Origin of the sequence: Chryseobacterium hilariae (assembly GCF_051400735.1) — a bacterium.
Lineage (GTDB): Bacteria > Bacteroidota > Bacteroidia > Flavobacteriales > Weeksellaceae > Chryseobacterium.
In genome coordinates, this window is record NZ_JBLFFJ010000005.1 from 380484 (window position 1) to 393861 (window position 13378).

Sequence of the window (13378 nt, forward strand, 5' to 3'; positions counted from 1 at the left end):
TATTTGTATAACTATGAAACTAATATCATGATAAAAGTAATGACGAATTGTCATCTGGTTTTTTAACAGGGTATTGTCTGCAAAAGGTAAAAAAAAATTAAGGAAGAACATGTCATCATTTATTTGATGCAAAAAAGAATAACAGAGATAATTATTAGTTTTGAATGTACAATAATTCTTAGATTTGGATGCTGGATTTGGTATATAACCCATAGACAGTTAAGAAGAAAATAAAAGGATGAAATGACTGATGTATTTGAAACTTACCTATCCTCAACAGGAGAACTATCAGCCGAGGAAATCAACTTTTCTGCGCAGTTCTTCAAACCGATCCGCTTAAAAAAAGGTGATTTTTTTATTCGGGAGGATGAATCCTGCCGTCATATTGGATTTATTGCTAATGGCGCTGTAAAAGCATACGCTATCGACAAAGAGGGAAAGGAAAACATTACCTGCTTCAAGTTTGAAAATGAATTTGCCACCTCGTTTCCAGAGTTTGTAACACAGGAAAAATCCAGAAGGAGTATCAGGGCTATAGAAGATAGCGTAATCTATAGGATAGCCTACCTTGACTATCAGCATCTGCTTGGTCAGGTGACCGCCTGGAACAGAGTTATAAAATCAGTGATGGAGCAGGAATATAACCAAAAGGAACGTTACCTGATGAATTATAATAATAAATCGGCTGTGGATAAATACCGTCATGTCCTGTCTAGCGAACCGAGGCTCATTCAGCGCATAGCGACGCAGGATCTGGCATCGTACCTGGGCATCACGCAGCGATCGCTTACACGTGCGAAAGGACAAATACATAGACCCAACATATTATAGGACAAATGTCCTTATTCCGGCCTGATCAGAGATGTAGATTTGCACAAAAAACCTATGTTACGTCAAATTGCTCCCGAAGTGTTCCAGATTTCACTGATGCCGCGAAACAGTATCAACTGCTATATTATTGAAGGTGTATTGGTAGATTCCGGAATACGGAGTTCGTATACCACTGTAAAGAAGGCTCTCCAGAAAATTCCCGTTGATCAACATATACTGACGCACGCGCATGCAGACCATCAGGGCTGTAGCGATCAGATATGCGCTGAGTTCGCGATACCTTTACTCTGTCATCCCGGCGAAGTTTTTAGGACCGAAACGGGTATGGTAACCAGTGACTATCCAACCCCGAAACATTGGGTAGCCAAGCTTCAGCAAAAGTACTGGGCAGGTCAGGGACATAAAGTCGAACGGACAATTGTTGAAAACGATATGATCGGGAATTTTCGGGTAATAGAGACACCCGGACATTCGGCAGGTCATATTTCTTTATTCCGTGAGCGGAATGGTGTACTGATAATTGGAGATGTGGCGACGAATATGAACTTGCTCACGACAGCAACCGGTCTGAGGCTTCCGCCGAATATATTCACCTCGGATCAGCAGCGCAATATCAAATCGCTTCAGAAGTTAGCAAAACTGAACCCCGCTATTATCTGCTTCGGTCACGGGCCAGTGATGCGAAATACAGATCGGAAGTTTGAACAATTTGTAGCTGAATGCAGTAGAAGAATTCAGGCTTCGAAAATCGAATTATGAATGTCCCGATAGTAAAAAGCTTGGGTCACAGATTTTTATGGGTATAAAAAAAGGAGACGACTATCAAATAGTGTCTCCTTAAGTGAGCTTGGCAGGATTATCATCGAACCGGTTGTTAGTTGATCTAAACTGGATTTTACGTATATTTAATTGAAAAACAACGTTTTATAAAACTTGAAAAATAGTTCGAATCCTGTTGAGATAAGGTGAAAGATATGCGTTTTCGAACCTTTTCATTTTAATATTATTTTATTTAGAATATATCTCGTTGCTAATTAGTTATTTAGGTAACCGGTGATCAGTTCGAATCCTGTGACCATAAGCATTAGCTTCCTAATCACTTCATAAAAGTTACAATTTTTGAATAAAATAGAGTTGGTAATTAATCAACTCTATTTTGTTTTATGAAGTTGTTTGAAATATTTGTGATAGGAAGGGATTCGAACCTTTTTCGTTTTTAGCCCTGGCAGCACTGTTTTCCGGCTGCTGAATAATCGTTTTGCCACGATTCTGCCACAACCTTCGTTTATGCGCTCCAAACTGCGTTTTTTATGTCTCGGCGGAAAGTGAGGGTTTCGAACTTAATAGTTTAAATATTTGATATTGTGAATGTTATTAATGCTATTTGTAATAACTGCCATGAATTTGCCACGGACATAATTTCAACTACTAACTCTTCGGTTTACGCCCACAAGATACCGCTGTATATACTGCAATGTAACCGCTGTCAAAAGAACACTTTTGTTTTCTAGCACTAATATATAAAATGCTTCTTATTATTTAAAAATATCTACGGAATAGTTGGCATGATCGTTATTTTAAACCATCTGCAGAGTAATAGTGATACAAATACGAAAGGTAAGACTAAAGGATAATTGTTTAAGTAATGTAAGTTTTTCTTTCTTTCTTTTAGTATTGAGATAATGCTATAGGAAAAATTTTAATATGTTCGCATTTCTAATTTTTCATTATATTTAACTTGCTAATTAAAAAAAAACTAACTCCATGAAAACCACGATTATGACAGCTCTAATAGCTGTGTCATATTGCTTACAAGGTCAAGAAGTCCTTTGGCAGAAAGAGATCATATCCTCAACACAGGATTTTCTGAGCAAAGTAACATCAACCATTGATGGGCAATATCTTATTACAGGAAGCTGTATTCAATCTTCAAAACCACCATTCACAGACAAAAAACAAAACAACGGTTACGATTTCCATCTGGTTAAGCTCAACCAGCAGGGAGAAGTAGTCTGGGAAAAGTATTTCTCAGGAGAGAAGCACGATTTCCTGACTTCAGCTGTCGCTACACAGGAAGGTGGATTTCTACTTGCAGGAACCTCTTTTTCGGGAAATTCTTTGGATAAGAAAGTGGATTCCAAAGGAGGATCGGACCTCTGGCTCATTAAAATCAATGAATTTGGTGAGGAACAATGGCAGAAGTCTTTAGGGGCGGGTTCGGATGAAGAAGCAAGAACTGTTATTCAAACTACAGACTTAGGCTATTTTGTAGCAAGTAATATACAGAATTCTGCTAAAGGATACGGTTCTAAGGATGCATGGATCATCAGGCTTGATAAAACAGGAAATGTAATTTCAGAACTGGTGTTAGGAGGAAAAGGCCTCGATGAAGTTGAGAAGATGATTCCGACTAAAGATGGAGGTGTTTTAGTTGGGATATATTCAAGGAGTGATGCAGGTGGATCTAAAAACACTCACAATTATGGTGAAGGAGATTACTGGATTATAAAGCTCACCAAAGATGCAAAAGTACAATGGGAAAAGAACTTTGGCGGAAAGGCAGATGATCATATACGGACTTTGGCTTCTACTTCCAATGGATATATTTTAGGCGGAGAAAGCAGGTCAGAGCAATCAGGTAATAAGACTTCAGGTATTGAAGAAGGAACTGATCTATGGCTTATTTCTATAAATGACTTAGGGGAAGAATTATGGCAGAAATCCTACAGCTTTAAGAACAGGGATATTTTAAAGGGAATGAGCACAATCAATCACCTCTCATCTGATAATTCAGAATTTTTAACTAAAGGTATCTTATTAGGTGGTTATACTCAGGCAGAAGAAAGAATAGAAAGTGATGATGAAACTTTCTGGATGCTGTATTTAGATCAGGAGGGAAAGGAAGAGTGGAGAAAACATGTGAAGGGGGCATCCAGAAAGAAGGAGGAAAGATTATCTGATATTAATCTTAACAGAGATGGTTCTATTATCCTCGCAGGAACCAGTGCAGAGGAGTTGGGAAAAGAAAATTGGAAGATTGTAAAGTTGGGAGACATACAGATTGACCAATTGATCGAAAAGAAGCAAATCACGGTCTATCCAAATCCTGTATCGGATTACACGTATGTTGAGATCGGGCATGAGTTTAAGGAAGCAGATATTGTTCTTTATGATATGAGTGGAAAGCTATTGCAACAAATTAAAACAAAGAATAAAGTTACAAAGATTAATACTCAATCCTTGATTCAGGGAGCTTACCTTATCACTATAAAAACGGATACTCATAAAGAAGCAAGTGCAAAAATCATTAAGAAATAAATTAAGATGAGAAAAATATTAACTGTTCTATTGATGATCATTAGCAGTTGGCAGTTTATTACATTACATGCGCAACAGCAAGAAATAAATTTTGGGGACTTTTCTAGACCTGTTTCATCAATCTCTTCATTGGCAACATATAATAATACCCCTGCATCCTTAGCCATTGGAGCTACCGATGTCAGCATTCCATTATTAAATCTACCTTCTAGATCAAAAAGTATTTCAATCCCAATACAATTATCATATAATCCTATGAATTTGCGAACAATTGAGCCTTCTAGTGATGTAGGAACCGGGTGGTCATTATTTGCAGGTGGGGTTATATCGAGAGAAAACATTGATGCAATCAACGAAGCTACTTACCGGCCCAATGCTACTGATTATAAGGCAGATGAATTCAATGATTTGTTCTATTATAATTTACCTGGAGTTTCGGGAAAGTTTAGATTTAATAGAAATATTGCAAATAATACTATTGATATTGAAAACCTGACCGCAAATAAGGTTAAAATTTCTTATACTAGGGATAGCGATCCTTCAACTTTTAAGATTAACAATTTTACAATTATAGATGAACAAGGGTATAAGTATATTTTTAGTGACTACAGCGAAAGCTCAAGAGATGAGATATATCTATACAGATCTGCTTTTTATTTAACAACAATAAAATTGCCGAATGATTCTCCAGTGCTAAGCTTCGAGTATAGAAAAGATACAAAGTACGAAAATGATAATCCTCTTTCTTCCGTTTTGTATAGAGTTTGCAAGCTGGCCAAAATAAATTCTGAGGGCGTGGGCTCAATTAACATTACTTATGTTTATGATAGTGCTAAAGAAAATTCCATGAATGACCCTTACAGTATTTCTCAGATCTTACTAAAAAATCCACAAGGAAATACTGTTTCTGGATATAAATTCTCGTATGTAGATGTTGGATTGTATCCAGGCGCTAGTGAGAGTATTGGTCGCAGAATGTTGGATAAGCTTTTCAAATTAAACAGAGATCTGCAAGAATATGATAAAACAGTATTCACTTACTATCCTACTGGAGGACAAGGGTATCCTCATGGAGTTTACTATTGGACAAAAACTTTTGAGCCTGACAATTGGGGTGCTTACATACTTCCAGGATTATTGAGAAAGATTATTTCGCCTACTGGTGGTGTTGTCGAATATAATTATGAGCCGCATGAAATGTTTTTCAATAGAAGTACTCCTGAATATTTGGAACGTATGCAAACCAGCCAAGGTATCGTTGATCCTATTATTCAGTACCAGGGAGATTTTCTTTCTATCTTAAATGTAGATACCAATCAGAGCTCAACTTATAATTTTACGATTTCAGGAGATCCTACCAAGCAGAAAACGGTATACTTACAGTTTTTAGTTGATGAATATTATCAGCCGGGTATCTGGATTCCTGATCCTCCTACAGATCCTAATGATAATCCGGATCCAAACGATCCTGGTGGCGGTCCTGGTGGGCATTATCACACCGAGATCAATTATGTTCTGAAAAAAGATGGTGTTGTCATCAATACTTTTGAACCACAAAGTTATTACTTATATCCTGGAAATTATAATATTGAAGTCTCTGGTACGGGAGGAAAAGCAAGGTTATCGCAAGCTGAAATCAAGTTAAAAAATCCACCATATATCAATAAAAATGTTACTCTAAATTATGGACCTAGAATAAAAAATATCAAAAATTACAATAGTAATGCCGAAACAACACCATTAATTACTGAAACTTTCTCATATATCTATTTCAACGACCTAAACAGTTCAAGTGGTTATGTTTTTAGAAATGAGGCTGATAACCAAAATGTTTTTCCAGGTTATGTCTTGTATAAGAATGTGTCGACTACAGATGGACAAAACGGTTATACTAGGTATTATTACAAAACGCCTAATGATTATCCTAAAACGCCTTATACTGTAGATGGTAATCCTACAGAATTTTGGTCGAATTATATGATAGCTAGATCGGGTATTTTGGAAAAAAAAGAGATATTGAATGCTCAGAATGATTTGTTGGCATCAAATAGTTATGAATATACACTTGAAACCTTGCATAATCTTCCTGATTTAGTAATTAACGGATTCGATGGCATGCCAACCAGATATACCAAACCAGCTTATTTTAAAAACTCCTTAACAACAATAAAAAGTTTTGATGGTACCCAGTATGCTGAAAGCAAAACAGAAACCATATTTAATAATTTATCTAATTATGGAACAGCTTACGTAAAAGAGACATCCACAGATGGAAATATATCTGAAAAGTGGATCAGGTATGCCTATGACAAAAACAATACGCGTCTGTTAAATTCCAATATGGTATCTGTTCCTGTAGAAATTGAAACAAAAGTAAATGGAAAATCAACAGGTAAAGTTGAAACTAAATTTGATGATATAAATCACCTTTATCCGACTTCAACACTTGCCACCAATCCAAATGATGGCAGCGTAAGAACAATTGAAAAGTTTGATGTATTTGATATATATGGAAAACTGTGCCAACTGACAGCAAACATTAGCGAAACTACCGGTGAAGGAGTACCGAGTGTTGTGATCTGGGGATATAATCAAACTCAGGCAATTGCAAAAATTGAAGGCGCAAAATTATCAGATATTGGAAATCTAGCTGATGATATTATTTCGAAGTCCAATCTAGATATAAATTCTTCAACAGAATCTGATCTGATTAACGCTTTGGATGCATTCAGAACACATCCAGCTTTAAAGAACTTTTCTATTACCACTTATACTTATGATCCCTTAATAGGAATGACTACTGCCACTTCTCCAAGCGGTATGCGCGAAACTTATGTTTATGATGTGAATGGCAGATTAAAATCTACAATAAATGTTAATGGGAACATCATTAAGGATTATAAGTATAACATCAAGCCACAACCTTAAAAGTGCGAATATGAAAAAGCTAATATTATTAATAAATATTCTAATTGTTACTACTTTTCATTCCCAAAATTTAACAGCTTCAGAAAATTATATATATAGTAGAACTTATCTTGAAGCAGTAACTTCGGAACAGGCTAGTGCAGCACAAACCCAAAATGTTAAATATCTAGATGGAATAGGTAGGCCTAAGCAAAGTGTAGCGATAAAAGCCTCTCCTTCTGGAAAGGACATAATAGTACCATTCTTGTATGATACAGATGGCAAACTAACTAAATCGTATCTTCCTTTACCATTAGACTCCCAAGATGGTGCTTTCATTACGAATAATATTGAAAATACTGCAAGTACCTATTATGGAGTTAGTAATCCTTTCTTCGAAGTAAAAGTTGAAAAAGCGCCATTTGCAAGAATTGAGAAATCAGCTTCACCTGGGATAGATTGGCAAATGAATGGAAATCACATTCAGAGAAAGGAGTATCTGCTCAATTCAGCTAATACTGTAAAAAGATTCAAAGCTGTTACCGTATGGAATCCTTCAACAAAGATTAATAATGTATCTATAATTGTTGTAGCAGATGATGATTATACCTCTAATGGATATTATGATACCAATACATTATTTAAGATTGTAACAAAAGATGAAGACAATAATGAAATTCATAATTACAGTAATGCAGCCAACAAAACTATATTAAATAGGAAACTTAATATTAAGTCTGATGGAAGCGTAGAAAATTTTGATACATATTATGTGTATGATGACTTTGGGAATTTAGCATTTATTATACCACCTAAAGCAGCAATTTCTACCCTAACATCAACCGTGTTAGATCAATTATGCTATCAATATAAATATGATAAATATAATAGGTTGGTTGAAAAAAAGCTACCTGGAAAGGATTGGGAATATATGATCTATGATGGGCAAAATAGACTAGTGGCATCACAAGACGGTAATCTGAGAGCAAAAAACCAATGGGCCTATATGAAATATGATCGTTTTGGAAGGGTAGTGGTTAGTGGCATCAACATGGGGAGTACGAGAGCCAATGAACAAGCTATCGTTGATCAAAAAGGTTTAAACAATGTCAATAGAATAGACTATGTTTTCTACAATAGGCAAGGAATGGATGTTTATTATGACAATCCTGATACAACTTATCCGGACTCTTCGACATGGGTTACTTTACTGTCAGTTAATTATTATGATACTTATCCCAATGGATCGCCAATACAGCCAAGTCAGATATTAAACCAACCTATTCTTTTGGATAATCCTACATCTTTTACGTCTAATGGTTATGCATCAGTGCGAAGCACTAAAGCTCTTCCAACTGTTAGTTATATAAAAAATGTAGAGAATGATAACTGGTCATCTGCAGTTATATGGTACGATACTTTAGGCAGACCAATCGGTACTTATGGGAAAAATCATTTAGGTGGTTTTACAAGGACAGAATCTGAAGTGGATTTTTCAGGCAAAACAAAAGAAATATACACTTACCATTCCAAAAATAGTAGTGCTACAGAAGTAACAATTAAGGATAGGTTCGTATATACTTCTCAGAGTTATTTGTCCAAGCATTACCAACAGATTAATTCCAATACAGAAGAATTGCTGTCGGAGTATACATATAATGATGTGGGGCAGGTTATTAATAAAAAAGTTGGTAATAATCTTCAAAGCATAGATTATACTTATAATATCAGAGGATGGCTGACTAAAGTTAACGACCCGACAAATCTTGTTGGTAAACTCTTTGGATATGAATTAAAATATACTAACACTCTCTATCCTGGGTATGCAAGCCCTAAATACAATGGTAACATTGCGCAGGTAGATTGGGCGACGGGAAATGATGGTATATTAAGGAGATATTCCTATCAGTACGATTCCCTAAATAGACTGGCAGACGCCAGCTACTCCGAAACTACAAGCACTGTACCCATTAATGAGTTTTATAGCGAATCTGTAGTATATGATCTCAACGGAAACATTACCAATCTTTATCGTAACTCAAAAGGATTAAATGGAACGGCAGAACAGATTGATAGACTTGAATATACTTACCTAGGCAATAGATTGGCTTATGTAAAAGATGCTAGTCATAATATTTCCGGATATCCTGTAGGTGGTAACAGTATCTCCTATGATGCCAATGGAAATATGACTAATCACGTAGACAAGGGTTATATAGGTATTACTTATAATTTCCTTAATCTTCCAGCGAAAGTCACTAATAACAATAAATCACTGAATACTAATTATATTTATACAGCAGATGGAGTTAAAGTGCAGATGAGCTATGGAGCGGTTGTAACTGATTACGTGGGAAATTTCCAATATACAACTTCTTCGGGTACAACTACTTCTTCTGTTGTATCAAATGAAGAAGGGTATTTCGATTTTGTTAATAACCGGTATGTATATAATTATAAGGATCACTTAGGAAATATAAGGATTTCATATACTAAAGGCGCTGATGGGAAGCCGGTTATACTGGAAGAGAATAACTACTATGCTTTTGGTCTAAAGCATGCAGGGTACAACGTAGGAGATGCAACTAATAATAAATTTAAATATCTTTACAACGGGAAAGAATTGCAAACCAATGGTAATTTGGACTACGGCTGGAGGCAATATATGCCAGATTTAGGTAGATGGAATGGAGTTGACCAACTTGCTGAAAAGTTCCATTTTTCTAGCCCTTACGCTTACGTTATAAACAATCCAATTTTATATATAGACCCAGACGGGAGGCTGAGTGAAGATTTTATGTCGGCAATGTGGAAATCGTCTCCGGCTGGACAAAATACCCAATGGGAAAATATGGGCGATTATTTTCAGAATGGGGGTAGTATTGCAATAAACTTTAATGGAACATATGTAAGCCCAAATACATCTTCCCCTGGATCCAACGGAAACAATTTGGGAGGAAGTTATGGAGATATCAGTGGAAGTTTATACAATTTCATTGGTATAGGGGATGTTTTTATTCCTACAATTTACAAAGAGCTCCCTGCTCTTCATTTCATAGGAGATAAATCAAAGTGGGCAGAACAGTTCAAAAACCATATGAATATGTTTATGGATGGAGTTATGGAGTTTGCCGATAATGCTTGGGAAGGGAAGCTTTCTAGGAACCACTATATTGATGAAATCGTTAATAATAAATATTACGACATCACTTCTTTAGGCTTGGATCAAGCCGTAGCTAAAACTACTGCATATGTCACAAAGGCGCTTCAAAATAATTCTTCTGTTAATTTTACTGTTTTGGATAATTATGCTAAACCTGCATTTAGAACAGAGTTATCCGGTAATATGGTTAAAACGTCGAAAGTTGCAACTGCTGCAAAAGGTCTAAAAATTGTAGGTAACGCTCTTGCAGTAGTTGGAGTTGGAGTAGGAATTTATCAAGTGTCTACAGGGCAAATTACAAAAACAGAATTTGTTGTAGACACAATAATGACTGGTGTAGGCGTTTTTGGAGGCCCGGTTGGTGCTTTAGTATCTCTCGCTTATTTTGGAGGGAAAACTCTATATGAATTACAGACAGGAGAAGAATTATTTGGGAAACCGTAAAAAAATGATATGAAATTAAAGTTTAAGATAATAAGTAGTGCGCCCATTTTAATTTTACTAGGTTTAGTATCGTTTTTATTACCATACTTGTTATTGACTGAGACTACTTTAGTCTTCAAAGAGAGATATCTATGGCTTTTTTATTTTGAATTAATAGCTTTGTTCACCATTTTTTTTCTTTGGTACAAAATCTATAACGAAATTGTGTTTGCAGAGATAAAAGATGGAGTTTTATACTATAAAAAGCTATTCTTTATTAGTAAATCAATAAAGATAGAAGATATAAAAGGTTATAAAACGGGAAATGAAGAAGCGGATTTTTTTGTTCTTTATAATAAGAATAATGAGAAATTATTTGTGGTACGAATGGACCTTTATTCGAACTATTATGATTTTATAGATGCTCTTAGAGTCGAAAAAATAGGTAATTACTATACAATATTTCAAAAAATATTATTTAAAATATTCAGAACAAAATAATAATTCCTTTATATAAATGCAATTAATGTTGAAAGAATTGGAAAGAAAGTAAATTATTAAGAGGCTGCTCCTTTTTGGTGCAGCCTCTCTTTTTAGATTCTTCCTTGTTAAACAGCTTTAGATCTAATGTAGTAAATCAATTATTTGGCGAACCCGGTTTTAGATTCTTTACCTAGCATATGTTAAGTCTTATAGTGAAGCAAGTGAATTTAGGCGTAGTGTAAATAATTTACCTAAAAGGTGTCAGACGGCTTTTGGTAAATTTTTGACATTAGTGTGCGATCCAAAAGTCCAAACTGTTAATCTTGGTGCATTAGGAACAAACAACTGCCAGGTATCTTTTAGTTTATCAAAGTCTTTCGGGAACTGCAAATACCTGCTACATCCCAATTTCTGTTTATGATTTTACTGCTTTCATTGTCATTTATCTTTAAAAGTTATTGAACAGAACAAGATATCTAAACCTGAAAGCTAGCTGCTTAAAGTAATTACGGGAAGACTTTAACTATTTACTGATTCCTGAAAATACTGGGTAGCCTTCCGTACCTTTACTGATTAATAAATTTCATCATTTTAGTTTTTCGAATAGAAATTTTGGATGACATATTTGATATTATACTTATTGTATTCAGAAATTTTATTCTTTGATAATTTTTTCTGAAGCAATACTATCATCCGAAAAATGAATATTAATCATATATACACCTTTGGGAAGAGCCGAAAGGTCAACTTTTTCTGAAACAGCTGTTAATATGACTTTACCCGATATATCAGATACTGTAGAAGATTTTATTTTCTTTTTTGTTTGTATATTAAATTCTCTTTTTGTTGGATTAGGGTAGATAATTACTTTTTGAAAAGAGTTCTCCTTTGTGCTTAATTGGGCTAAATTATAATACTTAGCAAAAGTAGCGGAGCCTAAGCTTTGATCAAAATATCCTAGAATAATGCGGCTACCATCTGGCGCTATTGCAAGGCTGGTAGATTGTACTGCCCCTCCCGAAAAACCAGCAGTGCCTACTGTTGTCCAGTTAATTCCATTAAACTTCATTACTGTGGCCCTTCCTCCTTTGTTATAGTCCATGTAGCCAATATAGGGGGTTCCGTCAGGTGCTATAACAAGACTGGTAAAATATGCTGCACCGGCAGAAAATCCTGATGTTCCTACTGTTGCCCAATTAGTGCTATTATATTTCATTACTGTAGCATTGTCATACATTGTAGAAGAATCTAAATAGCCTATGTAAGGAATGCCATTAGGAGTTATAGCTATACTGGTATACTGTACGTTTGCTGCTGAAAAACCGGCAGTTCCCACTGTTATCCAGTTTGTCCATTAAACTTCATTACTGTAGCTTTATTATTTTGGCCCGTATCCTGATAACCAATATACGGAGTGCCATCGATAGCTATAGCAAGGCTTATAGTATAAGATTGTGCAATTGAAAATCCTGCCATTCCTACAGTTACCCAATTAGTGCCATTAAACTTCATTACAGTAGCTTTATCACTGTTTCCGTTATCCCTATAGGCAATATAGGGAGTGTTATCGGGGGCTATGGCAAGATCAAGGGAAATGGTAGAGCCTGCTGAAAATCCAGCAGTGCCTACTGTTGTCCAGTTAGTACCGTTAAACTTCATCACGGTAACTTTATCATAATTGCTATTATCCGAAAAACCAATATAAGGAGTTCCGTCTGGAGCAATGGCAATGCTGGTAAACGCCACACTACCTGTTGAAAAACCAGCTGTTCCGACTGTTTCCCATGTGGAGCCATTAAATTTTTTTACAGTTGCTTTATTACTTTGGCTTGAATCCTGATAGCCAATATACGGAGTGTTATTTGAAGCAATGGCAAGGCTTGTATAGTTGGAAGCACCTGCAGATATTTGTGATCCAAGATATTGCCAATCGGTTTGTCCCCATAAGAAAGAAGCGGAAATAAAGAAAAGTGAAAATAAACTCTTCTTAAAAAATAAAAATTTATTCTTCATATATTTTTTAAGTTCAAATGTATTGAATATTTTAATTCATTAATGATTAAATTTAATACAAATCTTTTAAATCCTTTCAAATTAGTATTGTATTTTCAAAAGAAGAGATAAAATTATTTTAAAATGTAATTTTCATTCTAAGTTTGAACTTTTTTGTTACAACTGTAAATCGTCAGCAAAAAGTGTACTGATTTAGGCTCTCACTTAAGGAGTGTTTCATAAGAGATTAATTTTTAAATT

General features: G+C 35.2%; 8 protein-coding genes. 6 read left to right on the forward strand and 2 right to left on the reverse strand.

Features of this window, described 5'->3' with window-relative positions:
- The first annotated feature begins 243 nt into the window (after positions 1 to 243).
- From ACMGDK_RS16575 to ACMGDK_RS16600, 6 genes are all read left to right on the forward strand, one after another.
- Positions 244 to 831: a Crp/Fnr family transcriptional regulator gene (locus ACMGDK_RS16575; protein WP_436808971.1), complete on the forward strand. Its 588-nt coding sequence runs from the start codon at positions 244 to 246 to the stop codon at positions 829 to 831.
- 54 nt (positions 832 to 885) lie between these two features.
- Positions 886 to 1590, forward strand: a complete 705-nt coding sequence (locus ACMGDK_RS16580) for an MBL fold metallo-hydrolase (protein ID WP_436808972.1) — start codon at positions 886 to 888, stop codon at positions 1588 to 1590.
- Positions 1591 to 2595: 1005 nt separating this feature from the next.
- Positions 2596 to 4149: a T9SS type A sorting domain-containing protein gene (locus ACMGDK_RS16585; RefSeq protein WP_436808973.1), complete on the forward strand. Its 1554-nt coding sequence runs from the start codon at positions 2596 to 2598 to the stop codon at positions 4147 to 4149.
- Positions 4150 to 4155: 6 nt separating this feature from the next.
- Positions 4156 to 7077, forward strand: a complete 2922-nt coding sequence (locus ACMGDK_RS16590; RefSeq protein WP_436808974.1) for a hypothetical protein — start codon at positions 4156 to 4158, stop codon at positions 7075 to 7077.
- A 10-nt stretch (positions 7078 to 7087) separates the two neighbouring features.
- The gene (locus ACMGDK_RS16595; RefSeq protein WP_436808975.1) at positions 7088 to 10663 is read left to right on the forward strand and encodes a DUF6443 domain-containing protein; all 3576 of its coding nucleotides are present in this window, start codon (positions 7088 to 7090) and stop codon (positions 10661 to 10663) included.
- 9 nt (positions 10664 to 10672) lie between these two features.
- Complete coding sequence (locus ACMGDK_RS16600; RefSeq protein ID WP_436808976.1) at positions 10673 to 11143, forward strand: hypothetical protein; 471 nt, start codon at positions 10673 to 10675, stop codon at positions 11141 to 11143.
- A 637-nt stretch (positions 11144 to 11780) separates the two neighbouring features.
- Here ACMGDK_RS16600 and ACMGDK_RS16605 read toward each other — a convergent pair.
- A complete protein-coding gene (locus ACMGDK_RS16605) occupies positions 11781 to 12461 on the reverse strand; it encodes a T9SS type A sorting domain-containing protein (protein WP_436808977.1) in 681 nt (226 codons plus the stop codon).
- 2 nt (positions 12462 to 12463) lie between these two features.
- Positions 12464 to 13138, reverse strand: a complete 675-nt coding sequence (locus tag ACMGDK_RS16610; protein WP_436808978.1) for an NHL repeat-containing protein — start codon at positions 13136 to 13138, stop codon at positions 12464 to 12466.
- Positions 13139 to 13378 lie beyond the last annotated feature (240 nt).

Coding starts and splice junctions, on each gene's coding strand:
- ACMGDK_RS16610 (WP_436808978.1), bottom strand. CDS start 13,138: ATGAAGAATAAATTTTTATTTTTTAAGAAGAGTTTATTTTCACTTTTC.
- ACMGDK_RS16600 (WP_436808976.1), top strand. CDS start 10,673: ATGAAATTAAAGTTTAAGATAATAAGTAGTGCGCCCATTTTAATTTTA.
- ACMGDK_RS16590 (WP_436808974.1), top strand. CDS start 4,156: ATGAGAAAAATATTAACTGTTCTATTGATGATCATTAGCAGTTGGCAG.
- ACMGDK_RS16595 (WP_436808975.1), top strand. CDS start 7,088: ATGAAAAAGCTAATATTATTAATAAATATTCTAATTGTTACTACTTTT.
- ACMGDK_RS16585 (WP_436808973.1), top strand. CDS start 2,596: ATGAAAACCACGATTATGACAGCTCTAATAGCTGTGTCATATTGCTTA.
- ACMGDK_RS16575 (WP_436808971.1), top strand. CDS start 244: ATGACTGATGTATTTGAAACTTACCTATCCTCAACAGGAGAACTATCA.
- ACMGDK_RS16580 (WP_436808972.1), top strand. CDS start 886: ATGTTACGTCAAATTGCTCCCGAAGTGTTCCAGATTTCACTGATGCCG.